Annotated in this window: 26 protein-coding genes; 16 read left to right on the top strand and 10 right to left on the bottom strand. The window is 48.9% G+C overall.

Features of this window, described 5'->3' with window-relative positions; genetic code table 11:
• The first annotated feature begins 69 nt into the window (after window positions 1-69).
• The 3 genes from psb28 (at window position 70) to rpmF (ending at window position 1,167) form a co-directional block, all read left to right on the top strand.
• Window positions 70-405 carry a photosystem II reaction center protein Psb28 gene (gene psb28, locus PJF56_RS10890; protein ID WP_283762697.1) on the top strand — a complete coding sequence of 112 codons (336 nt, stop codon included), beginning with the start codon at window positions 70-72 and terminating at the stop codon, window positions 403-405.
• 55 nt (window positions 406-460) lie between these two features.
• On the top strand, window positions 461-925 hold the full coding sequence (locus PJF56_RS10885; RefSeq protein ID WP_283762696.1) for a DNA phosphorothioation-associated protein 4: 465 nt from the start codon (window positions 461-463) through the stop codon (window positions 923-925).
• A 71-nt stretch (window positions 926-996) separates the two neighbouring features.
• Complete coding sequence (gene rpmF / locus PJF56_RS10880; RefSeq protein WP_271940070.1) at window positions 997-1,167, top strand: 50S ribosomal protein L32; 171 nt, start codon at window positions 997-999, stop codon at window positions 1,165-1,167.
• A gap of 133 nt (window positions 1,168-1,300) precedes the next feature.
• Here the strand turns inward: rpmF and PJF56_RS10875 are convergent, their stop codons facing one another.
• A complete protein-coding gene (locus PJF56_RS10875) occupies window positions 1,301-2,743 on the bottom strand; it encodes a sensor histidine kinase (protein ID WP_283762695.1) in 1,443 nt (480 codons plus the stop codon).
• Window positions 2,744-2,860: 117 nt separating this feature from the next.
• Here PJF56_RS10875 and PJF56_RS10870 point away from each other — a divergent pair, with 117 nt between their 5' ends.
• The 3 genes from PJF56_RS10870 to hflX all read left to right on the top strand — a co-directional run bounded on the left by PJF56_RS10870 (window position 2,861) and on the right by hflX (window position 6,735).
• Entirely contained in the window at window positions 2,861-3,964 is a 1,104-nt protein-coding gene (locus tag PJF56_RS10870) for an AMIN domain-containing protein (protein ID WP_283762694.1), read from the top strand.
• A gap of 116 nt (window positions 3,965-4,080) precedes the next feature.
• Entirely contained in the window at window positions 4,081-4,848 is a 768-nt protein-coding gene (locus PJF56_RS10865; RefSeq protein ID WP_283762693.1) for a Uma2 family endonuclease, read from the top strand.
• A gap of 198 nt (window positions 4,849-5,046) precedes the next feature.
• A complete protein-coding gene (gene hflX, locus PJF56_RS10860; RefSeq protein ID WP_347179520.1) occupies window positions 5,047-6,735 on the top strand; it encodes a GTPase HflX in 1,689 nt (562 codons plus the stop codon).
• A 53-nt stretch (window positions 6,736-6,788) separates the two neighbouring features.
• On the opposite strand, the gene PJF56_RS10855 is transcribed toward hflX, so the two are convergent.
• The gene (locus PJF56_RS10855; RefSeq protein WP_283762691.1) at window positions 6,789-7,739 is read right to left on the bottom strand and encodes an SGNH/GDSL hydrolase family protein; all 951 of its coding nucleotides are present in this window, start codon (window positions 7,737-7,739) and stop codon (window positions 6,789-6,791) included.
• On the opposite strand from PJF56_RS10855, the gene PJF56_RS10850 reads away from it, so the two are divergent.
• Together PJF56_RS10850 and PJF56_RS10845 are read left to right on the top strand one after the other, a co-directional pair.
• Entirely contained in the window at window positions 7,738-7,881 is a 144-nt protein-coding gene (locus PJF56_RS10850) for a hypothetical protein (protein WP_283762690.1), read from the top strand. The two genes, PJF56_RS10855 and PJF56_RS10850, sit on opposite strands and share 2 nt — an antisense overlap.
• Before the next feature lie 5 nt (window positions 7,882-7,886).
• On the top strand, window positions 7,887-8,027 hold the full coding sequence (locus PJF56_RS10845) for a hypothetical protein (protein ID WP_283762689.1): 141 nt from the start codon (window positions 7,887-7,889) through the stop codon (window positions 8,025-8,027).
• Between the two features lie 123 nt (window positions 8,028-8,150).
• On the opposite strand, the gene PJF56_RS10840 is transcribed toward PJF56_RS10845, so the two are convergent.
• The 3 genes from PJF56_RS10840 to infC form a co-directional block, all read right to left on the bottom strand.
• Window positions 8,151-8,618: a Crp/Fnr family transcriptional regulator gene (locus tag PJF56_RS10840; RefSeq protein ID WP_271942585.1), complete on the bottom strand. Its 468-nt coding sequence runs from the start codon at window positions 8,616-8,618 to the stop codon at window positions 8,151-8,153.
• Window positions 8,619-8,636: 18 nt separating this feature from the next.
• Window positions 8,637-11,630, bottom strand: coding sequence for an MFS transporter (locus tag PJF56_RS10835; protein WP_283762688.1), 2,994 nt, complete (start codon window positions 11,628-11,630; stop codon window positions 8,637-8,639).
• A gap of 72 nt (window positions 11,631-11,702) precedes the next feature.
• Window positions 11,703-12,236: a translation initiation factor IF-3 gene (gene infC, locus PJF56_RS10830; protein WP_283768747.1), complete on the bottom strand. Its 534-nt coding sequence runs from the start codon at window positions 12,234-12,236 to the stop codon at window positions 11,703-11,705.
• A 511-nt stretch (window positions 12,237-12,747) separates the two neighbouring features.
• On the opposite strand from infC, the gene ilvN reads away from it, so the two are divergent.
• The 3 genes from ilvN to PJF56_RS10815 all read left to right on the top strand — a co-directional run bounded on the left by ilvN (window position 12,748) and on the right by PJF56_RS10815 (window position 14,160).
• Window positions 12,748-13,269, top strand: a complete 522-nt coding sequence (ilvN, locus tag PJF56_RS10825) for an acetolactate synthase small subunit (RefSeq protein ID WP_283762686.1) — start codon at window positions 12,748-12,750, stop codon at window positions 13,267-13,269.
• Between the two features lie 68 nt (window positions 13,270-13,337).
• The gene (locus tag PJF56_RS10820) at window positions 13,338-13,643 is read left to right on the top strand and encodes a BMC domain-containing protein (RefSeq protein ID WP_283762685.1); all 306 of its coding nucleotides are present in this window, start codon (window positions 13,338-13,340) and stop codon (window positions 13,641-13,643) included.
• Between the two features lie 169 nt (window positions 13,644-13,812).
• Window positions 13,813-14,160, top strand: a complete 348-nt coding sequence (locus PJF56_RS10815; protein ID WP_283762684.1) for a carbon dioxide-concentrating mechanism protein CcmK — start codon at window positions 13,813-13,815, stop codon at window positions 14,158-14,160.
• A gap of 46 nt (window positions 14,161-14,206) precedes the next feature.
• Here the strand turns inward: PJF56_RS10815 and PJF56_RS10810 are convergent, their stop codons facing one another.
• Entirely contained in the window at window positions 14,207-15,601 is a 1,395-nt protein-coding gene (locus PJF56_RS10810; RefSeq protein WP_283762683.1) for a TldD/PmbA family protein, read from the bottom strand.
• A gap of 194 nt (window positions 15,602-15,795) precedes the next feature.
• Between PJF56_RS10810 and PJF56_RS10805 the strand changes: the two genes are divergently transcribed.
• Window positions 15,796-16,929: an iron-containing alcohol dehydrogenase family protein gene (locus tag PJF56_RS10805; RefSeq protein ID WP_283762682.1), complete on the top strand. Its 1,134-nt coding sequence runs from the start codon at window positions 15,796-15,798 to the stop codon at window positions 16,927-16,929.
• 74 nt (window positions 16,930-17,003) lie between these two features.
• Window positions 17,004-17,492 carry a tellurite resistance TerB family protein gene (locus PJF56_RS10800; RefSeq protein ID WP_283762681.1) on the top strand — a complete coding sequence of 163 codons (489 nt, stop codon included), beginning with the start codon at window positions 17,004-17,006 and terminating at the stop codon, window positions 17,490-17,492.
• Between the two features lies 1 nt (window position 17,493).
• Here the strand turns inward: PJF56_RS10800 and PJF56_RS10795 are convergent, their stop codons facing one another.
• Both PJF56_RS10795 and PJF56_RS10790 read right to left on the bottom strand, forming a co-directional pair.
• The gene (locus PJF56_RS10795; protein WP_347179519.1) at window positions 17,494-18,612 is read right to left on the bottom strand and encodes an aldo/keto reductase; all 1,119 of its coding nucleotides are present in this window, start codon (window positions 18,610-18,612) and stop codon (window positions 17,494-17,496) included.
• A 127-nt stretch (window positions 18,613-18,739) separates the two neighbouring features.
• The gene (locus PJF56_RS10790; RefSeq protein ID WP_283762679.1) at window positions 18,740-19,246 is read right to left on the bottom strand and encodes a bifunctional nuclease family protein; all 507 of its coding nucleotides are present in this window, start codon (window positions 19,244-19,246) and stop codon (window positions 18,740-18,742) included.
• A gap of 230 nt (window positions 19,247-19,476) precedes the next feature.
• Between PJF56_RS10790 and PJF56_RS10785 the strand changes: the two genes are divergently transcribed.
• Complete coding sequence (locus PJF56_RS10785) at window positions 19,477-20,172, top strand: riboflavin synthase (protein WP_283762678.1); 696 nt, start codon at window positions 19,477-19,479, stop codon at window positions 20,170-20,172.
• Between the two features lie 140 nt (window positions 20,173-20,312).
• Here PJF56_RS10785 and PJF56_RS10780 read toward each other — a convergent pair whose 3' ends face one another.
• The gene (locus tag PJF56_RS10780; RefSeq protein ID WP_283762677.1) at window positions 20,313-21,785 is read right to left on the bottom strand and encodes a M23 family metallopeptidase; all 1,473 of its coding nucleotides are present in this window, start codon (window positions 21,783-21,785) and stop codon (window positions 20,313-20,315) included.
• Window positions 21,786-21,893: 108 nt separating this feature from the next.
• Complete coding sequence (locus PJF56_RS10775) at window positions 21,894-22,685, bottom strand: biotin--[acetyl-CoA-carboxylase] ligase (RefSeq protein WP_283762676.1); 792 nt, start codon at window positions 22,683-22,685, stop codon at window positions 21,894-21,896.
• A 63-nt stretch (window positions 22,686-22,748) separates the two neighbouring features.
• Between PJF56_RS10775 and PJF56_RS10770 the strand changes: the two genes are divergently transcribed.
• Window positions 22,749-23,006, top strand: coding sequence for a hypothetical protein (locus PJF56_RS10770; protein ID WP_283762675.1), 258 nt, complete (start codon window positions 22,749-22,751; stop codon window positions 23,004-23,006).
• Window positions 22,988-23,407: a type II toxin-antitoxin system VapC family toxin gene (locus PJF56_RS10765; RefSeq protein WP_283762674.1), complete on the top strand. Its 420-nt coding sequence runs from the start codon at window positions 22,988-22,990 to the stop codon at window positions 23,405-23,407. The genes PJF56_RS10770 and PJF56_RS10765 overlap by 19 nt, the downstream gene beginning before the upstream one ends.
• Window positions 23,408-23,428 lie beyond the last annotated feature (21 nt).

The following is a 23,428-nucleotide window of genomic DNA, read 5'->3' as shown; positions in this document are numbered from 1 at the left end:
AAGTGTCCTGAGACTGAGATGATAGTAAAACACCTTCAATCCGTTTGAATTACACTAAATCATAAAAAGATGGCAGAAATCCAGTTAACCAAAGGCATCACAGAAAAGGATGTCCCGGAAGTGCGTCTAACCCGTGCTAAAGATAAAAGTAGTGGTACAGCAACGTTTGTTTTTTCCGATCCCACCGTCTTTAAGGAAGGTAATACCGATGAAGTAACCGGGTTGCATCTGATTGATGAAGAGGGAGAATTGGTCAGTCGGGAAGTGACGGCTAAGTTTATTGATGGTAAACCCACTACGGTGGAAGCCTTCTTGCTAATGCAGGGAGAGGCTGAGTGGGATCGGTTTATGCGCTTTATGGAACGCTACGCTCAAGAAAATGGTTTAGGGTTTCAGAAAGCATAAGACATCCTTGGGACGAACCTCGTCCCCAGCGACTTGCTGAATCAAGAGGAATAGGATGGCAGGATACCGCATTCGATTAGCAAAGGATAAGGGGGAGTTGGTCAAGCGGTTGGTTGAGTCTGATGAGGATAATGCGCCGTTTGAAACCTATGCGGATGCGGTGATGTTTGCGGCTTCCCTAGGCTATCAGCGCAATCAAGCCGTTCCCCTAGATGACACCATCGCTAAGGAACCTGCCCCCATTGCCTGGGAAATTTTTAGGTCACGAGGATACGATCGCGCCATTCGCTTATTGGCGATCGCCAAAACAGAAGACGTTAACGTGCTTTCCCTATCCTCCCCAGAGGCGATCGCCAAGCAAGTCCACATCCTTGAAGAATATGCCAATGGGGGGCTACAGATCCTCCAAGATGAATTGCGCGGTATTGTTGATATCACCCATCATCTGCCCCTGATGTTACTCAAGCAACAGCATCCCCAAGAGTCACCCCCAGAATTTGATTTGCGCCAATTTCTATAACCCGGATCATCTTGGCCCAAGCCCATTTTTACCTTACAATTGAAAGGTTGTGGAAAAATAACCCTCTTCCTATGGCTGTTCCCAAAAAGAAAACCTCTAAAACCAAACGCAATCAGCGTCGCGCTGTCTGGAAACGCAAGGCAGCACTCGAAGCCCAGAAAGCTATGTCTCTGGGTAAGTCCATTCTTACAGGACGATCCAATTTTGTCTATCCTTCTGATGAGGATGAAGAAGAAGAATAAATTGCCCGTCAACGTCAGGGACAGGTCTGGGAATGGGTGGCATCAGCTCACCCATTCTTGATTATCAAAAAGAGGAGAACCCTGGGCACAATAGCGATATAGTGGGTAATGGGTAATGGCTCAATTCTCTAGCCTATTTCAAGGTTAACTCAATGATAAATGTGGTTCCCTCACCGGGTTGAGATTCACATTTCAACTGTCCGCTATGGCGTTCAGCGATAATTTGTTGACTCAGGGATAGTCCCAATCCTGTGCCTTTGCCCAGAGGCTTGGTAGTAAAGTAGGTGTTAAACACTTTCTCTTGAACCTCTGAAGTCATACCTGTGCCATTATCAGCGATGCGAATTTCTACGCGATCGCCAGAGGGTAAACTCGTGGTAATCTCAATTTGGGGATTTTCTGTAGCATAACCCCCTTGTTCGAGCTTTTCTTCAATCGCATCAATGGCATTACTTAACAAATTCATGAAAACTTGATTGAGTTGTCCCCCATATCCCACCACTTGGGGAATTTCACCATAGTTTTTTTGCACCACAATCTCTGGTTGATTGCCCTTGGCTTTTAAGCGATTATGTAAAATCATTAAGGTGCTATCCAAACCTTCATGGAGATCCACCGGTTGCAGGGTTTGATCGTCAGCACGGGAAAAATGGCGCAGACTCCGAACCAGTTGTTTAATCCGGTTGGCTCCCACTTCCATGGAGGTCAGCACTTGGGGTAAATCTTCGACTAAAAACTCTACATCTAGATCTTCTTGGGCCTCTTGAATTTCGGCGACGGGTTCGGGATAGTGAGTTTGGTAGAGTTCGACTAACTCTAATAAATCTTGAGTATAGGCGATCGCGTGGGTCAGATTCCCACAGACAAAACTGACAGGATTATTAATCTCATGGGCGACTCCCGCAACCAACTGACCCAAGGCAGACATTTTTTCCTGTTGCACCAATTGACTTTGGGCTAGTTGTACCTGGTCTAAAGCCTGTTGCAGCGCCTCTGACTGTTGGCGATAAGACGATTCTGACTCTTTGATTGCCAATTCCGCCTGTTTGCGATCGGTGATATCCTGAACCATGCCTTCATAATAAAGAAGGATTCCGTCTGCATCACGTACTTCCCTGGCCGTTTCCGAAATCCAAATCACTTGCCCATCCGGTCGGCGAATCTGCGATTCAAAACCGCGTACCCGTCCTTGCTTCGTTAATTGTTCAACGAACTCCTGGCGGCGGTCTTTGTCTACATAAAGATCTCCTACTTGAATTCCCTCACCCTTCAGGGCTTCTACACTAGAATAACCGTAAATCTCAGCCAGAGCGGGATTCGCACTGATGAACTCACCCTCTGGGGTGCTTTGAAACATGCCCTCCATGGCATTCTCAAACATGGAGCGATATTTTTCTTCCACTTGTCTCCGCTTGGCGACTTCATCCGCTAACTCTAAGTTAACTTGGGCCAATTGCTGGGTGCGTTTTACCAGTCTTTTATGAACATTGGGGGTTGAGTGGGCGCTAAGGCCATCAGAGCAATTCATCCGTCCAATATGGCTTTCGGTGGTCGAGTCGTGTTCGTACAGGTACATAGCATCGTTTCCCCCCTAGGATTACGCATGTCTATCTATTAGTATCTAAGAATTCATGAAATCTTGATGTGATAATACCCTTGTCAACTTGTGATTTTTTTTCTGGAAAGGTGTGATATGAATTACAGACCAATCAAAGAATTTAGAATAGAGGCATGGGTATCTAAAATCGGCATGGCTGTGAATGGGTTAGGTGTGCTAGGAGCGATCGCCTTATGGTTCTTCCCTTGTCCCTCCCTCGCTGGGGAACTCAGACAATGGCAATATGACCCCCTAAAAACCGAATTAGAGTTAACCCTTGAAGGAGAGATTGCCCCTCGGTACTTCGTTGTCGAGAATCCCCTCAGACTGATTATAGAATTACCGAATACGGAAATTCAAGTACCAACGGAAAAAAATAGTTACTCTGGAGCGGTTCAGCAAATTTCCTTAGAGCGTTCAAATTCCAATCAAACCAATTTAATTTTATACCTTTCTCCTGGGGTGAAGTTAGCCCCAGAATCGGTGGCGATCGCATCCTCTCCCACATCGGCAGGACTGTATAAAATCGCAATCCGTCCGTTGATTGCTGAAGATCGCTCAACATCAGCCCTGAATCTGCCGCCAGGGAGGTTTGAAGCCCCAGCCAATCAGCCCCTGGTGTCCGTTCCTCCCCTGTTTCCCCGTTCCCAACCGCCAGCCGCTCAGACAGAAGAACCCACCCCCGGAGCATCAGCCGCTTCCTTGGTGACCCAACCGGCCTCCGTAGAAACCACACCGGATTTAGTGGGCATGAGACGGCGATCGCACCCTCAGCCCCTTACTACTGCCTCAGATGTCCCCCCCATCGGCTCTACGGTGATTCCCGTAATCGAGTTTGGACAAGATTTGCCCTCGTCAAATTCCGGGGTCAGAATCGCCCAGACCTCTGGCTCCATCTTGCCTCGCGGAACCCGGTTAACATTGCGCTATCCCGGACAGGAGAGCCTGGTTCTCAATGCCGGTATTCCCCTGCAAGAAGTGTTAATTGTGGATGAAGCCCTTCGCGATCGGCAGGGGCGTTTACTGATCCCAGTAGGAACGCGGGTGATAGGGCAATTTGAAACCCAAGGTCAACAGAGTCGCTTTCAAGCCACAGCCCTGGTTCTCGGATCTGAAGGCACTTTCCCTATTCAAGGCCAATCCGATCGCCTCACGTCCCCCATTGTTCAGCCGGGACAGGTGATTGAAATTCGTTTATAGATGGGGAGATGGGGAGTGCGAGCATCTTGCTCGCTTTTAGTCTCTCATATCAAATCTAGAACTATGATATCTTCAAAACAGGAGTGCAAACCCGATCGGTATTCAGGTAGAAAACGATGGTACAAGAATTGCTTTCTCAAGCGCAAATTGATGCTCGACTCTACCCAGACAGTGATGGCAAGCCGATGGCAGATAATACAGTTCAATTTCGTTTAATGACAACGATTGTCGGAGGATTGTCAGTTCTGTTTCAAGAGCGACAAAATGTGTTTGTGGCTGGGGATTTGTTGTGGTATCCCAGAAAAGCGGGAACGTTAACGGGAGTTGAAGAAAATTTAGCCTTCTGCCAAGCGCCAGATGTGATGGTAGTTTTGGGAGTGGAGAAAAAAGATAGAGGTTCTTATAAACAATGGGAAGAAGGAAATATTGTGCCTCAAGTGGCGATGGAAATTATGTCGCCGAGCAATACCACAGGAGAGATGAACGATAAGTTTGAGTTCTACGACCATTATGGCGTGGAAGAATATTATGTCTACAATCCGAAACAGAATCAACTAAAAGGATGGTTGAGACGTGGAGGGAGATTAACGGAAATTCCTCAAATGGAGGGTTGGAGAAGTCCTTTATTGGGAGTGAGTTTTAGTACCCGATCGCCAGAGTTGCAGGTGTTCGCGCCGACTGGGGAAGCGTTCGGGACTTATGAGGATGTCGTACAAGAGCGCGATCGCCAACGCCAGGAAACGGAACGCCAGCGTCAGGAAACCGATCGCCAACAGGAGCGAGCAGAGAGCGCTGAAGCAAGGCTTGCAGAGAAAGAGCAGACCATTGAACAGTTACGAGAGCGTCTGGCGCAATTGGGTATCGATCCAGATACTCTCAGTTAGTTTTGGCGATCGCGCAGTGATGGGTCGCATTATCCCCCACGGCAACAAGTCGGAGTCGTCTTCTGCTACAAATTTCGGTTAAGATTTATCGCTAAAAACAACCCCATAGAATCGGCATACTACAATCGTGTTATACCTATTGGGTATTTAGGGTAAAATCCATGTAATCTTATCCAACAAATCAGGGAGAGAGAGCCTATCGATACTATCTACGGCAACATTCAAGGATTGAAGCCGAGTCAACTGAAACAACTGCAACGGCTGTATCATCAACGGCTACCGGGCGATCGCCTAACCACGTCCGAATTTGCCCAGCGCGTTGCCGCCATTAGCTCAGACATTAATCAACCCGTCTGTAGCTACATTAACCGTCGCGGGCAAGTCATCCGTGTGGGAGTTGGCAGTCCCCACCAAACCCAGATCCCCCCCCTGGAACTGCCCCGATATGGCATGGAGCGACTCAGTGGTATTCGCTGTATTGCCACCCAACTGAAACAGAGTCCTCCGAATAAATCATCTCTCACCGCTATGGCTTTGCAACGCTTAGATGCTCTAGCAGTGTTAACCCTTAGTGGTGGGGGTTCCTATCGCAGTGGTAAAGGAGCGACGGGTTATGTGAAATCGGCCTATCTGGCCCATTTAATCGCCGATCCCCAACTGAATTGGATTCTTTCTCCTCCCGTGAGTTTAGAGCAATTGACCGATTCTGATTTTCTGGACTTGGTGGAAGAGCTGGAAAATGAATTTCGCAAAGAAGCGGTTGCCCAAGATGTGGATTCCGAGCAAGACCGGGTATTATTGGTAGGCTTGCAGGTGGATCGAGTGACTCCGGAACGGTTTTCAGAAGGGTTGCAAGAATTAGCCCGGTTGGTGGAAACGGCTGGCGGTATAGTTTTGGAAACGATGCAGCAGAAGCGATCGCAGCCCCATCCGCAAACGGTTGTCGGTAAGGGGAAGGTCTCGGAAATTGCTTTAACGGCCCAAACCCTAGGCGCAACCTTGGTGGTGTTTGACCGAGATTTATCCCCGGCTCAGGTGCGAAATTTGGAAACCCAAATCGGGATTCGGGTTTTAGATCGCACTGAGCTGATTTTAGATATTTTTGCCCAACGGGCCCAGTCCCGCGCCGGGAAACTTCAGGTGGAGTTGGCCCAACTGGAGTATATGTTGCCTCGGTTGACCGGGCGCGGTCAAATGATGTCCCGGTTGGGGGGTGGTATTGGAACCAGAGGCCCAGGGGAAACGAAGTTAGAGACCGAGCGACGGGTGATTTCCCGGCGCTTATCTCGGTTGCAACGGGAGGTGAACCAACTGCAAGCCCATCGGGGCCGGTTGCGTCATCAACGGCAACATCGGGAAATTCCGGCGATCGCCATTGTTGGCTATACTAATGCTGGTAAATCCACTTTACTTAATCGCCTAACCAATGCAGAAGTTTATACCGCCGATCAATTATTTGCTACCCTGGATGCCACCACCCGTCGGTTAGGGGTTCCCCAGGCCGTGACCGGAGAGCCAACAACTATTCTGATGACGGATACGGTAGGATTTATCCATGAGTTGCCCCCGCCCCTGGTGGATGCATTCCGGGCAACTTTAGAGGAAGTTACCGAAGCCGATGCCCTGTTACATTTAGTGGATCTGTCCCATCGAGCTTGGGAGCAACAAGTGGAGTCGGTGACGATGGTTTTATCGGATCTGGCGATCGAGCCTTGTCCCAGTTTGATGGTGTTTAACAAAATCGATCAAGTCGATGGCGATACCCTGGCTCTAGCTCAAGAGTATTATCCCCAAGCTCTGTTTATCTCCGCTAGTGAGCGTCTCGGTTTAGAAACCCTACGTCACAAGCTCGGTCAACTGGTGCATTATGCGGCCCATCAGAGTTAGGCAGGGGGTTGAAGTAATGGGGGAATGGTCGTAGTGCTGCGATCGCCTGCTTTTTAAGCCGAAGACTTTCTGGTTTCGTTCTGGCTGCATAGGGTTTCGGTGACGAGTTGGTAACCAAGGGGACTGAGGTGGATGTGGTCGCGGTAGAGGGTTTCTGGGGTGTCTTGGGCGTTAAAAATGGGTAAAAAGTCGATATAGGGCATTTGAGCTGCTTCTGTGAGGGCTAGGAGGCGCTTTCTGGCTTTCCATTCGTAGTCTCTGGGGCCGGGTTCTCCGAGTTCGCGCTTGAGGGGAGTCATGGCTAGGAGGACTTGGGCTTGGTGTTCTTGAGCGTAGGTGTGGATGTCCTGAATGGCTTGTAAATTAAAGCCCACCCGATCGCCTTTTTCGGCTCGAACTTCTGCCATTTCTGGGGGAGACTCATAGGGCAAAACGAAGCGGGTAAAGGCTTCGACGATACCGAGGGGGGGATATTGATTGGGATAAAAGCGATCGCGCCCTACGGGAATGGAGGTGGGTGCAGTGCCGAACAGATCGTCGGTATTGATCAACAGGATAATCCATTGCGATCCAAATGTGCCATATTTGCGTACATAGGCGATTTCGTTGCGCGGACACCAGGAATTGGCGGAAATATTCAGCACTTCCACGGGTTTGCCCCTCTCTTCCTTAAGTTTGTTGCCGATCAGAGTCGAAAGAATCTGCTCCTGATCCGTCCACCATCCCCCATTGGCGATGGAATCTCCGAGCAGTAAGATCCGTTTTATGCCGGGTTCTGGTTCGTCCCTAATCTCAGCACTCCGCATGGAATATCGATTAATGGTAATCCGATTTCCAAACCGGCGCGTGGTTTGGGAGGGAGCGAGTAAATAACCAATTTCTGGATCGGCTTGATAGATCAAGGGTTTGCCAAACCCGAAGAACCAACGCAGAGCAAGTTCAAAGAAAGTAAAAAGACTTAGGGCGATCGCCCCAATCAGTAATAGAATTTTAATCTGGCCCATGAATTCGGAGTATCTGCCTGATTTGACCTTTCCTATCCTACTCGATCGCCCAATTGGATCGTGGACACTCAAGCCAGGAACCGTTACCCTATGTCTGAGTCAGTTTGTTATAACCTTTGACCCTTGTTCTGATGGAGGCTAATCGCCATGTCTGACTTAAATCGCGGCATCATGAAATTCAAAGGCGCAGATAGCGCGGCGGCGATCGCCATCTCGTCTATTGTCGTTTTAGGTGGTATTGCCGTTTTAATTTGGTGGGGTCTACAATCAGCCTACGCCTTGGGCTAAGTTGTTCCCTGCGCGATCTTTCAACCCGCCATCATGGTTCTTTTCAAGGGCATAGAGGCGGGTTTGGTTTATCCTCTAGGGCTTCTTTCTATGTCGTACAGTGACTTCAAAATCAATCAACTTTTAATGTTTGCTGGATAGTTGTAATTCTTGAATTTTACTTTCTTGGGCGTTGATTTTTTGGTTTAACTCGCGAATGCGTCGGGAGAGCAAACGAATAATATTGACCGCAATGCCTGGAGTTTCATCAATGGCATCATAGAGTTGTTGCTGGGTTAAAACCAAACAGTCGCAGGTTTCGATCGCCGTTACCGAAGCCGATCGCGGTTCCGCATCAAACAGGGACATTTCCCCAAACGTCGTGCCCTTATCTAAGTAAGCCAAATCGCGATCGCCAATATGCACCCGTACCCGTCCAGAGACCACAATATACAGAGAGCGTCCTTCTTGTCCTTGGGTAAAAATCGTTTGTCCAGCAGGAAACGATAACTCATCCATAATCGAGGCTAGGCGCACCAAAAAATCATCCCGTAACTCCTTAAAGATGGGAACACCTCGCACAAATAGCAAGCGGTCAACGCTACTTAACATAACTTCTCCAGGTCTGAGTTAGGGGAATGGGGGGATGGGGAAATCTGAGGAATCCTCAGTTAAGATTGAGGATGAGGAGACCTCCGTATGGGAGAGTCCAAACTCTTCAATTAAGGCTTGAACTTGGGCAGCCACCAGGCGATCGGGATCGTTTTTGAGCATAGGCAACAATTGACTCAAGGTTGAAGGGCTTGCTACTTTAAGATAATTCAAGACGGCTTCCCGTACAAATCCCCTGGGATGGCGAAGTCCGGCGAGAATATGTTCGGCGGTGGTACTCCAGCGAAAGGCTTGAGCGAGATGGAAACAGCAGGCTAAGGGCCAATCGGAGAGAAAATGGCGTAAGTCAAGAAGATGGCGCAGGCGATCGCTCGGATTTAGGGGTTGATACACCACCAAATCCTCCAGATAAGTCAGTTTTTCGGCAGTGGTATATTGATCGAGTACCGTTAACAAGGCTTTCTTATGGGGAATATCCACAATATTATCTAAAATTTCTAAGCCTCTAGCTTGAGAACTCATGGAATTGGACTGGAGGTTAAAGGCAGCCGCTTGTACACTCTGGATGGGATACAAAAACTTCATCAACAGAAAACAGCGCTCAATCGAATCGGTTTCCAAATCGGTCAGCGATCGCAACAGCAATTGAGCTTCTCGACCAGAAACCCGCTCCTCAGCCAAATCTAAGCGTCCGGCATAAAGCTGACCCATAAACATCAATTCCTGGTCAATCAATAATTCAATTCCCGATCGCCCCATGACTGTCTGTACTTTTTCAATTCCCAGATCGTCGGGTAATTTAATCAAGATTTTCAGGATATTGCGTCGGGTGCTACCCCAAGAAGTCATCAGATTTTGGGTTAGCACATGCAGACTTTCGGGTGTTTTAATCTCACCGATCGTCATCCAAGCATACATCCGTACCAGATCCGGTTTATAGATATCGCGGGCCAAGTCTAAGAGCAGAGGTATCGCTTCATGGCCGAGGCGAACCAGCGCCCGACAAGAAGCTTCGCGGGTCGATTGATAGTAAAGCCCCCGCAGTAGGGAAGGATAATATTCTTCTAAACGGGTGGCGGCGATCGCCTCTAGCAGGGCACAGCGCACCCGCAGGGAATCATCTTGAAGTAAATTGGGCACATAGAGCCGTAGGGCTTGCATATACACCGCTTCCCCCAAAGCGCGACATCCCATCACCCGCTCCCGTTCCTGCTCGCTAGTCACCATCCGTCGCAGGGTATTAGTGGCTTCGGCTTTGGCTTTAGCATTGCCGCGCTTGAGCATTAAGGCTGCTGCCGTTGACCGCACCACCGGATCGACAGAGGGTTGAAGATAGCTGCGTAATTGACGGATATCGGGTTCAGCTTCCGTGAGCCAAATGTAGCGCAGAGCTAGGGCCAACACATCCGGGAGCAAGGAAGTTTGAGTGAGGGCGCGAATGGCTTCCACATCCTTAGCTTGAGGATGTTCTAGTAGTACCTCCAAGCTTTGCCGTTGTAGAGCAGGAGACAGGGAAGGCAGGAGGGGAACCAGGACTTCGTTAATATTTTGGGGGTCAAATCGGTTGAGCAGTTCGATACAAGAGCGCTTATCTTCCTCTGCTCCTGGTTGTTTCAGGGTGTCGGCCACATTTCGTTGTAGCGATCGCAAATCCACATCCGAGACCCCTAAGCGGCCGCTTTTGGCACTCGATACCAACAGTTGCACATAGCCAGAACGCAGGAAGAAAATCGCCAATAACCAGCCCAGGGAAATGAGAATGGTTTGGAACAGGAACACATCCGACTGTCGGGATTGAAGTTGGGGCAGAATTTGACTGCAAAACCAAATGGTTCCCAAAAGTAACAAACCCGTTGCTCCAGTTGAGATCGGTTCGGCGATCGCCCGCCAGGCCTGGATTCCATTACGGATACTTTCTGGAAGCGGTTGGAACAGAGCCGGCCCCAACCCTAAGACCACCGTATAGCGCAACAAATCATCAAAAAACTTCAGCGTAATCAAACACCAAAACAAATCCGCCACATGGCCCAAGGAAATCAAACTGATAATTCCCATCAGTCCCGGCAACAGAGAAGCCGCCACAAACACCCCTAAACGCTCAATGATCCGAGAGGAGAAAAACCATTGTAGAATCAGCTCAAAGACTCCCAACACACCATTGAAAAATCCCAGGAAACTGGCGACTTCTCCTGAATTGAGATTTTTTTCCAGTTGGTCAAAAAACTGAAACTCAACGAACTGTAAAGAGCCTTGAGCCACAAAAAAGAACAGAATTAAGGGGATCACATATCGCCATACGGGGCGACCCAAGCGGCGCTGGGTAAAGTCTGAAGAGTCTTCTTGGGAGACACGGCTGGTGGTGTCTGGGAAAAATTGTTGATAATTTTGGGTGAGGTAAAAGGCGATCGCTCCCCCCACAAACATCAACACACTGGCACAAACCAGGATATTTTCCACTCGCAGGAACGTCAAGATCACCGGTAGGGAAAAGCCACTGACCACATCCGCCATCAAAATTCCACTGGAAATCAACGGATAGGTACGCTTGATTTCTCGAATATTAAACAGTTGGTTGGCGCAAATACTGGTATTTAATTCATTGAGAATAAAGATGGCTTCACACCACAGACGCAGCAAAAAAATCAAGATTGGAGCGATTACAATCAGATCCAACCCTAAGCGTAATAAAAATAAGGGAATGGCCATCAGTATGGCCGTCAGCACAATCACCTTACGCAAAGGGATCAGGGTTTGCAACCAGTCATACAAAAACCCTAATCCTGACCCCATAATCGCACTGGCAATATAAATCCAAGGTAAGGATTCAGCGCCAAATCGCTGCAAGAACAAGTCAGCAGTACTCGCTTCTGTCCAACTGAGTCCCACACAACTTGCCGTATAAAACGCCAGCATTAAGACTGTGCGCTCACTTTCGTCTGGCCGAAGGTTAAACCATTGGAAGAACCGTTGTCCCCACTTGTTTAAGCCGCGTCCCTGATAATTGAGTTCCATATCTTGGTATTTTATGCTGCCCAACAATGCCCAGGTTCAAGAGACCGCTCTCGTTCCTAGGCACTGCTTGACTTATAACTCTTTTTTCGGGGAGAGGAGCATCATCATATTCCGCCCTTCCCGTTTGGGTTCTTGCTGTACTTCAGCTTCTTCTTCTAGATCTTTTGCCAAGCGTTTGAGCAACTCTTCTGCCAAATTGCTATGCTGAATTTCTCGTCCTCGAAAGCTAATCGTTGCTTTAACTTTATCACCTTTCTTGAGAAATTTGCGCGCGTTATTAAGACGAACATTATAATCATGTTCCTCAATTTTATAACGCATTTTCACTTCTTTCACATCGGCTGTGTGCTGTTTTTTCTTGGCTTCGCGGGCTTTCTTTTCTTGCTCAAACTTATATTTCCCGTAATCCTGAATTCGGCAGACGGGGGGATCAGCTTTATCGCTGACCAGCACTAAGTCTTGTTCTTGTTCTTGAGCGAGTTTCAGGCCGTCTCTCGGAGACATAATTCCGAGTTGGGTGCCATCACCATCAATAACTCGAACTTCTGGATATTTAATCCGTTCGTTGATTTGGGGAAGATCGCGATTTTTTCTCTTGTCAACCACAGGCGTTTGGAATTGTAAATAGGGATAGAACAACAGTTGGGTATGGAATCTGACGATTCTGGAGACTTCAGCAGGGGTCTGATTCGAGTGATTCAAACCCTTAGAGCCTCCAATACCGTTGCTTAAACCATCAGATCGATGCCCTGAATCACTAAGTCCATTAAGGTCTCGGATGGGGGCAAAATCCGTAGGTTTCTGCCATTGTAACTGACAGGTTTTGAGATGTTCTACATTTTTTCGCTTGTTTTTTGCTCTAGGGGAGCCTTTGAGCGATTTTTGAGGCTGTCTGAGCTATGACGGGTAGCATCCCTTCGCCCTAAGTTGGGGGCCAGATCTCCCTGAACCTCAAGCTCCCCAATGGGGTTCATCGGGTTAATCTTAAGAAAGGATTATAGGGGGGCGATCGCCCCATTAAAGCCCCTATTATAGTCGAGTCTATGATGTTACACTGTAGGATTTAAACCCTAAAATCAAAACCTGATTCTATCACCCGTAGGCGGATGAGGCAACTATGAAACACACCCTTTCTGTACTGGTAGAAGACGAAGCTGGAGTCTTAAGCCGTATTTCTGGTTTGTTTGCTCGTCGTGGCTTTAACATTGAAAGTCTCGCTGTCGGCCCAGCCGAACAGCTCGGAGTCTCTCGGATCACCATGGTTGTACCCGGAGATGACAAGATTATCGAACAAATCACCAAACAGCTCTACAAACAAATTAATGTCCTGAAGGTGCAAGACTTAACGGAAAGTCCCTGTGTAGAACGGGAATTAATGTTACTCAAAGTCAATGCCCCAACTCAAAGTCGCTCGGAAATTATTGAGTTAGCAAACATTTTCCGCTCCCGTGTGGTGGATGTGGCCGAAGATTCCTTAACTTTGGAAGTTGTTGGCGATCCTGGGAAAATGGTGGCCATTGTGCAAGTGCTGCAAAAATTTGGCATTCGGGAAATTGCTCGCACGGGTAAAATCGCCCTCCCCCGCGAGTCTGGGGTGAATACGGAGTTGCTCAAATCTTTAGAAGCCAAATTAGCGTGAACCCAAAGGAGCGCGATCGCACTTCTGGCCTAAAATAGTGAAATCATCCCCCCGAAAGGAGAACAATCGTGCCTGAAGCTGTTGGTGTCATCCAAACCCTAGGATTTCCTGCTGTTCTCGCTGCTGCTGATGCCATGGTTAAAGCAGCGCGAGTTACCCTTGTTTACTTTGACCGCGCTGAAAGTGGTAACTTTGTGGTTGCCATTCGGGGAGGGACATCTGAAGTTGTACCAGCAGTAAAAGTCGGAATTCAGGAAGCCGAAAAAGTCTATGGAGGTAAGGTGATGATGCACTACATTGTCCCCAATCCCCCGGAAAATGTGCAAGCCGTACTTCCCATAGACTACACAGAAGTCAGTGAACCGTTCCGCTAGGGAGTTGAGAAATAGGGAATAGGGAAACCCGGTTTAACCGATTACCAATTACCCATTACCGATTACCCATTACCCTTCTGCCCATTTTGTTGATTCAAGTGACCCCCTAAACCCCTACAATAAAATCTTGCATAGAAATCGTTATTGATTAACATTAGGAGCAACAATTATGGGACAGCAAGCTGTTGGAGCAATTGAGACAAAGGGGTTCCCAGGTATTTTAGCTGCTGCTGACGCAATGGTGAAAGCGGGACGGATTACCTTGGTCGGCTATATTCGCGTAGGGAGCGCTCGGTTTACCGTAAACATCCGGGGAGACGTTTCGGAGGTAAAAACGGCCATGGATGCAGGCATAGAGGCCGTAGAGAGAGCCTATGGAGCCACTCTAGAATCCTGGGTAATCATCCCCCGCCCCCACGAAAACGTCGTTGCTGTCCTTCCCATTGATTACAACGATAATGTAGAGTTCTATCGCCAAGCCGTGGAAGGGGATACCCCAAGACCTTCATTAACTTAGGTAGGTAATGGGTAATTGGTAATCGGTAATTGGCCCTCATTACTCATTACTCATTCTCGGCTTCTCCACCAACAACGACATTCCGAATGCGTAGGGAGGGGCCGCCACAGCCAACGGCTAAACCGTTCTGTCCCCCTTTGCCGCAACCTCCGGACTCATCCCAGTAAAAATCATTACCGATCGCCTCAATATCGGCTAAGGTACTAAACACATTGCCCGAAAGCGTCACATCCCGCACCGGTTCTGCTAGTTCTCCATTGCGGATCATCCAAGCTTCCCCCGCACTAAAGGTAAACATTTCCCCGTTGGTCATGCCTCCGAGCCAGTTTTTGGCATAAACCCCTTCTTGGATACCGCTAAAGAGACCGTTAACTGGTGTTTCGCCGCGCTCAATCCAGGTATTGGTCATCCGTACCAAGGGCGGATAATGATAATTGAGGCAACGAGCATTTCCGGTGGGTTCCTCTCCCAGTTTGCCTGCTGTTTCCCGCGAATGCAGACGGCCGACTAATACGCCATCTTTAATCAGTTGAGTGGTGGTTGCTGGGGTTCCTTCATCATCATAGAAATAACTGCCTCGGTGACCTTGGGGCGCTCCACCATCGAGAATTTGCAGGTTTTCCGGGCCAAATTTGCGCCCCAGGGTCATCACTTCCAGGATATCGGGGTTTTCATAGGCCATATCGGCTTCGGACAGGTGACCAAAGGCTTCATGGACAAATAATCCGGTCAAAATCGGGTCGATAACGACGGTGTAGGTGTTGCCTTTAATGGGAGGATGGGAAAGGGCGTTAACGGCACGCTGGGCAGCCGATCGCACTTGGTCATCGAGTTGGGTTAAATCTTCATACCCATTGCGCGATCCGGTGGTCTCTCGTCCGGTTTGTACAGTGGAACCTTGGCGAGCTGTGGCGGCAAAGCGCATCTCTAAATCTACCCAAGATTGCTCAATTAAAGTTCCTTCCGAGGTGATGAGGATGATCCGTTGGCAGCAGTCTCCATAACGCACGGAGGTGGTGGCTACCTGGGGATCGGTGCTGTGGAGGATGTCGGCGTAGCGATCGCATAATTCTTTTTTCTGAATTAAAGGAATCTCCCTGGGATGGGTTCCCCCCAGGGGCAAAATGCGGCTATCTTCAATAATCGGAATCGGGGCTAAGATCGTTTCTTCTTGTCCCACTAACCGCGCTGAGGCGATCGCCTCTTCGATCCGATTTGACAACACCCCCAGTTGGTTAAAGCTACTCATTCCCCAACCGCCTTTGTAACACGCTCTCACTTGTCCCCCTAGGGAAATGCCTTCACTGAGGGTTTCCACTTTATCTCCCCGCAGCAAGATATCGGTCGCTTCTGCTTCTTCTAGACGAATAGCGAGAAAATCGACTTGAGAGCGATAGCGCTTGATCAAATCCGAGAGCAGGTTTTTAATATCCGTATTCATGGCGATTCAACCGATTAAGACTATTGAAGCTTGAGGATTCCCCTGAGTCCCCCTAGTAACTGTATACCACGGATTTCCACTCAAGAGAGATCGCCCTTTAACGGGCCATATGAGCAAAGAACTCTATAGGTAATTATGGTAGGATGAAGGAGTAAAGCCGTCCTGGAAGGACGGGGTTTCAGACCCTTTTTTTGATGATTCAATCCACCCCATCAACTGCTGAGTCCACCCCACTCACTCCAGTAGCCAGTCGGACGACCATTAATGTAGCACCCGCACGGGTGATTCGAGGAGCAAAAATTTTAGACGACTGTGGCAGGGAGTTGGCTGCTTTGGGGCAGCGTCCCTTGGTTATTGGGGGCGATCGCTCTTTGAGTGTGATTGAACCGCGCCTCTTTTCTGTTCTCCAAGACCAAGGGTTAACCCTGCAAACGGCTTCCTATCTGCCTGAGTGTAGCGAAACCTCCCTAGAACGCCTACGCCAAGCTGTAGCGGATCATCAAGCTGATTTGATTATCGGTGTGGGTGGGGGCAAAGCCCTGGATACGGCTAAACTCATTGCCCATCAATGCCATTTGGCGATCGCCACTCTACCGACTTCTGGGGCAACTTGTGCCGCTTGGACAGCCCTCTCGAATGTCTATTCTAATCAGGGGGCATTCCTTTATGACGTGACTCTAGATCGCTGTCCGGATCTGCTGATCCTCGACTACGATCTGATTCTGAGCGCCCCTAAGCGGACATTAGTGGCAGGTATTGGGGATGCGATCGCCAAATGGTATGAAGCCTCAGTCAGTAGCGGTCATTCTCAACAAACCTTAACGATCGCGGCTGTACAACAAGCCAGAGTCCTGCGCGATATCCTCCTGCAACATGCCGGTGAAGCCCTGCAACATCCCGGAAGCGACACCTGGCAACAAATTATCGATGCTTGTGTATTGATGGCGGGAGTCACCGGAGGATTAGGAGGCGCTCAATGTCGGACGGTAGCCGCCCATGCAGTGCATAATGGCTTAACTCATATTGGCACAAACCATAAAACTCTCCATGGGGAGAAAGTGGCTTATGGAATTTTGGTACAACTGCGCCTAGAAGAAATGATTCAAAACAATCATTTAGCCCTTTCTTCTCGCCAACAGTTGATTCAGTTTTACGATCGAATTGGCTTGCCGAAAACCTTAGAAGACTTGGGTTTAGGGGAAGTGACGTTGGCTCAATTGCGACAAACGGCGGCGATCGCCTGTGCTGAGTCTTCTGATATTCATCATCTTCCCTTTACCGTAACTCCCGATCGGTTAGTTGCAGCCATGGTTTCTACCCTCAATTAAAAGGGAATGGGCAATAGGGAATTGATTATGGTAGGGTGAGAAATTAAAACTCATCACCAAAATCGGAGAAGCTTATGGCTGTGCAACCCCCACCCCCTCCTCCCATTACACCCCGTCAGATGAATGTATTGCGTGTGGTTACAGCCATGGCATGGTCTGATGGGGAGTTAGCTACCGAAGAAGTGGATGTGATGCTCGATCGCTTTAGTAAGTTGTTTGCCCCCGGAAACTCGACCCAACAGGAGGAACTCAAACAAGAATTACGCGATTATATGATGCAAAATCTTCCCCTAGAGGAGTTGATTCCCAAGTTAGAGACGGTGGAAGAGCGCAAAATTGCCTTGAAATTAGGCTATCAAGTGATTGCCTCTAGCGCTCGAACTCCCGATGAAGAGTTGATTAATGCCGAAGAGGAAGAAGCGTATAAAAAGTTGGTTCAATTGGTGAAGTTACCTCCGGAAGAAGTGGCCAGTATTGCTCAGGAAGCTGCCGTAGAGATCGCGAAAGATCAGAGTATGGTCGAGAGCTTGACTCAAGAATTGGCTAAGTTTGTTAAGACATAAATTAATCTTCCCAAAGTCTGCGGCCTTGTTTTCCCTTCAGTAACTTGTGGGTTTCCCCTAACAGTTCAGGGATGTTGAGTTGGCTTGGACATCGGGGTAAACAGTCGCCACATTCGGTACATCGGGAAGCTTTGTTTCCTGGAAACCAATGACCGGCATTTTCAAACATGCCATAGCGGTATTTGCCATACTCCACCAAATCATAGGCCAGGGCTAAATTCCGTAGGCGCAAAACTTCCGGGATGTTAATCTCTTCGGGACAGGGTAAGCATTGATAGCATTGATGACATTGGGTTGGCCCCAAGCGGTCACTCATGTGATGGTCTAGACGGGATAAAACCTGCTGTTCTGCTGCTGTGAGGGGATAATCATCCATTTCCAGGAATGGGCCTAACTCTGCTACCGTAGCAGGGCCGATGCTGAGGGTGGTAATTCTAGGGTCAGCCAATAAAAACCGATAGCTCAGTTCTAGGGGTGAAAAGGGTTCGCACAAAGCTTTTAATGTTGCAGGGGGAGCATATAAACGCCCCCCCTTATCGGCTGGAGAGATAATAAAAACGCCCATATCCAATTGATCGGCGATCGCCAACAGGGGAGCATGGCGCTGAAACGACCAATAATAATGTAAATTTACAAACTCAAATAAACCCGTTTCTAGGGTTGATTGGATCAACTCCAAGGAACCGTGAGTCGAAAAACCCACATGATCCACCTTACCAGAGGCGATCGCCCCCTGCACCGCCTGCATACATCCTAGATCGCCCTGTACCCACTCCAGATGCTCCCAAGTATTAACCCCATGGATCGCCAAACAATCGATGCGTTTTACCCCTAAACGGAACAAAGACTCATCGATCCATCCTGCCATCATCTTCGCATCGGCAGTCGGCGGTAGTTTTGTTGTTAAATAAACCGATTCCCGGTCTAACTGACGCAATGTCCGGCCTAAATAGACCTCACTTTTACCATACCCTCTAGCCGTTTCAATATGATTGATTCCCCTCTCAACTGCCCGTAAAACAATCTGGCCAAACCCTTCCTCCGATCCCAACGGTCGCATTGTACCCAGGGAAAAAACCGATAAATCCAGATTAGTCTTACCAAAGCGCCGATATTTCACCCTACTAACTGTTTCCACTAAACTTGGTGGATGATGATGGAAATCGAATTTTTTTCATCCTCCCCATTCTCCTCATCCTCCCCATCTCTACCTCCCCGCGTCACCGCGTCACCGTGTCACCGTGTCTCTATTCTCCATTCACCGATCGCCCTTTACCCCGTTGGGCAAAATCCTCCGGTCGCAAACTCGACACAAAATCGCGAAAGGCTTCCTGTTCCGCTTCATCAGCCTCCTGATCCACCGGAATCGAAGCATCAGCGATCACCTCTTCCATCACCCAAATCGACGTACCGGTACGCAAAGCTAAGGCAATGGCATCCGACGGCCGAGCATCAATATCATGGGTCACCTCGCCTTGACGAACCGTCAACAGAGCATAAAACGTATTATCATGAAGGGCGTGAACCACCACTCGCTCAAGGGACATCTCCCAAGTTTCTAAGACATTCACCATCAAATCATGGGTCAGGGGTCGAGGGGGTTTTTGCCTCTCCAGAGCATTAATAATCGCTCTGGCCTGGTCTTGGCCAATATAAATCGGCAAGGCACGGCGCTCCGTCGTATCCTTTAACAAGACTATGGGGCTGCGTGTGCCCGCATCTAATGCAATTCCAGCAACTCTCATTTCAATCATCGGGTAAAGCCTCTAGATCACTCTCTGGCAAGGGACGCTTATCCTTGGGCTGCGTTGCTCGTAGATAAGATCGGGTTTTGTCGGGGGTTTCCTAAAGGATAAACTGATTCAGGAAACGCCTACAGTATTCTCTACCTTAAAATCGATTATTCTAATTAGACCATAAGTTTATCTAAAATCTGTAATCTGTCTCCTTCTCATCTTAAGCTCACTTTTCCAGAAAATTACCCGTGTTTACCGGATTAATTCAAGCCCTAGGGACACTCACCCCCCTGAATGATTACCAAGTCCAAATTATCTGTTCTCCAGAAGGGAGAGAGCTAATTTTGGCGGATTTAGCTATAGGCGATAGTGTAGCAGTCGATGGCGTATGCCTGACAGTAGAAACCCTACTTTCCCAGGGATTTATCGCTGCTGTTTCGCCGGAAACCCTCAGTCGCACCACCTTGAAGCATCGAGCCATGAGCCAAGTGCCTGTCAATCTAGAAACTTCTCTGAGAGTGGGAAGTAAACTAGGGGGTCACTTTGTCACGGGTCATGTGGATGGTACGGGGGAAGTGGTTTCTATTGTACAGACGGCGATCGCCTGGGAAATGGTATTTGATCTCCAAACCCCCAGTCTTGCCCGCTATCTTGTCCCCAAGGGCAGTATTGCCGTGAATGGGATTAGCTTAACCCTAGCTCAAGACCAGGGCGCGACTGACACTTTTAAGGTGGCTGTGATTCCCCATACCTTCGACCATACGAATTTACAGTATCTACATCCCGGAGATGTAGTCAATCTGGAGGGAGACATTTTAGGGAAATATGTGGAAGGATTACTGCGAACCGGTGTTCATGAACCCGAAAATCCGATCACTGCGGACTTCTTAAGCGAGCATGGGTATGGGATGGGGGAATGGGGGAATGGGGGAATGGGGGGATAGGGAATAGGCAAAAGGCAAGAGGCAAGAGGAAAGTAATGTCTCCGTGTCCCCGCGTCCCCGCGTCCCCGTGTCCCCGCGTCCCCGCGTCCCCGTGTCCCCGTGTCCGAAGCGTCTCCATGTCCGAAGCGTCCCCGTTTCTCCTACATCGGGCGAATCTTCACATAGGGCAACTCTTCAACTGCCAGATCCGGAGCGGGTAAAACTTCCAACTCCTTAGCATTGCCCCCAGTATAGGGAGTTGCCGAGGCCGTTTCCCAAGACTGGATCAACCGAGCTAAGGCATATTCCAACTGGGCCCCAGCGTCCACGGCTACCCATCCGTCTTCCGTGTTTTCTCGTAGCTCAAAATGCAAATGGGGCCCCGTAGAATGGCCGGTACTGCCCACACTACCAATCACTGTACCCTGTTCCACTTCTTCACCCGGTTCTACAAACACTTCGGACAAGTGAGCGTAGAGCGTTTCTTGGCTTCCATTGCTATGTTCGAGAACCACAGTTAAGCCGTATCCGCCTAGGAAATTGGCGATCGCCACCCGTCCAGCCAAAGCCGCCAACACATGGGTTCCTGTAGCCGCCGCCATATCCGTACCGCTATGTAATCTCCAATCTCCATGAATCGGATGCAATCTCCAACCAAAATGGGAGGTAATTTGAGCCGGAATTGCCAGAGGATACAACAAGCTCACATTACCATTACCCGGCAGACCCGTAGGTTTCTGGGTATTGAAATAAGACCGACCGCTCGCCGTCGTTCCCCCAACCACAGGAGCCGGAGCCGGAGCCGGAGCATACTCTTGATGGGTGTTTCCACCAGAAGGAGCAGGCTGATAAGTATCTGGAGACCAAGCAGGGATCGGCTCCGATGGGGCGCTAGGAGCCGGAGCAGCCGCAGTCTGATTCACCGGTTCCGGTGCAGGAGCCGCAGGAGCAGAGGGTTCATAAACCACCACTTCCGTGGGTTCCTCATACACAGCCGTTGCCCCTGTTGCCCCTGTATCAAAATCGTCAGACGTATCAATATAGGCACTTTCTTGAGCCGTATTGTCTTGAGCTGTTGTTGTATTTTCCGGCATCAAGTCCGCAGCCGAATAGGAAAGGGGAGCCTCTTCACGGGTTTCTACCACCACCGGTACAGAGCTATCATCAATCGGTTCTGGTTCATAGGCTGCCGGTTCGGGAGTCCATTCTGGTTCATAGGCGGCTGGTTCGGGAGTCCATTCTGGTTCATAGGCGGCTGGTTCGGGAGTCCATTGCGGCTCATAGCTGGGTTCATAGGCCGCCGGTTCCGGTTCGGGAGTCCATTGCGGCTCATAGCTGGGTTCATAGGCAGCCGGTTCGGGAGTCCATTGCGGCTCATAACTAGGTTCATAAGCCGGTTCCGTCCATTCGGCTTCAGGAACCGCATCATAGGCAACCGGGTCAATGGAGTCTTGTTCGTAGGCAGCGCCTTGGTTGGGAGTCCAAACCATGCTGCCACTGAGTAAACCCAGGGCCCCTAACCAACCGAGTCCTTGCATGAGCAGGGAACGGTGACAGGTGAGGCAAAACAAAGTGCGAGTGTATTGGTGATTTGGGTTGGGATTGGGGGTTTGTGTTGTCTTATCCGTACTCATCTGGATTCGTTCTCGGTTAAGTGTTTTCACGATTAGGGGTTGGATCTTTATCCCATTATTGGGTCTCTGACAAGTTTTATCATATATTTCTTAACTTCTGTAGGCATTCTAATAGCCTAATTGAATTTCACCAGGTTTGAGGAGCTTTTGGGAGGAGTTAAAGTCAATACAGAGCTGACCCGTATGAGTAATGCCTCTAATCTTGCCCTGTTGGCCTTGGATAGCGATCGCCTGGCCCCGATGGATCAGCAGTTGATTGTAGGCAGAGATTAGGGTTGCTCCTTTTTTCTGCTCGATCGCCTTGTATCCGGAGATCAAACCCCTTAAGGTTAGGGCTAAAAGGTCTTCTAGGCAAGTGAGAGGGTTGGCAAGCGATCGCTCTGTGAATGCGTCTTTGAGGCTGATTCCCGGTTCGGGAACCCGGTTTTCCCAATTGATTCCTACCCCAATGACGGCCTGGTGAATTTGGTTTTGATGCACGCGAGTTTCGGTGAGAATACCGCCCACTTTTCTTTGATTAAGAATTAAGTCGTTGGGCCATTTGATTTGGATCGGCAGGTTTTGATATTGGCGCAAGATAGTGGCTATTCCCCAAGCGCTACTGATGGTGAGTAATAAGGCTTTCTCTGTAGCCAGGTTAGGGGCGATCGCCCAAGAGAGATATAGACCCCCATCCGCAGAAGACCACGATCGCCCCCATTGTCCTCGGCCAGCCGTTTGCCGACGGGCAATTACCACTGTACCCGGTGGGGCCCCCTCCCTCAGTAGTTTCCACAGAGTTTGATTGGTCGATTCCAGGGTTTCAAACCCGTGAATTGGGGGTAGGGGAAGGGGTTCTAGATTGAATTGGCTGCTGATTGTTTCCCAGGTTTGGCCAATTCGTTCTTGATTCAGGTTCATATTATTCTTACTGGCATCGGATTCCCATATAATTAAGATCGCAGAACTAACTGAGGGGAGCTAATGGCAGGCAACCTTGACTATACCTTAGTAGAACTCAAGCAGCAGATCCAGCATCTGCAAGTTGGGGAGCGTTGGGACTTACTGAAATGGTTAGTGGAATTATTACAAGAAATGCCTCAGAATTCAGAACCAGAGAAGCGGAAAATTAATGTGGCCGCCGTACATGAAATTTGCGATCGCATGAGAAATTTACCTATTCGCGATCGGCGATCGGCGGAGGAAATTATTGGCTACAATCAATGGGGAGGGCTAGATTAGTGGTCATCGATCCTTCCGCTATCCTAGCCATTATGTATGCCGAACCAGAGGAACCCATCTTCCTTGACCTGATGGAGATGAATGAAACTTGTCTGCTTTCTGCTCCAGGATATGTTGAACTCTCAATTGTTTTAGGAACGCGATATGGTGAAGAAGGTCTAGAATATTTGGAACAATTACTCCAAGAATTATCAATTACTGTCGTACCATTTACTCCAGAGCAAGCTAGGTTAGCGGCTGAAGCTTTCTTAAAATTTGGCAAAGGTCGTCACCCAGCAAAATTGAATATGGGAGACTGCTTTTCTTATGGGTTAGCAAAGGCAATGAATCAACCTTTACTTTTCAAAGGGAATGATTTTATCCAAACTGATATTGAGCGAGTTAACACTAATGATTCATAACATCGACAGGTTTTGATAATA

Origin of the sequence: Roseofilum halophilum BLCC-M91, from assembly GCF_030068445.1 — a bacterium.
In the GTDB taxonomy this organism is placed as follows: Bacteria; Cyanobacteriota; Cyanobacteriia; order Cyanobacteriales; family Desertifilaceae; genus Roseofilum; species Roseofilum halophilum.
The sequence above is the reverse complement of the archived record's forward strand: the minus strand, read 5'-3'. Positions and strand labels throughout refer to the sequence as shown.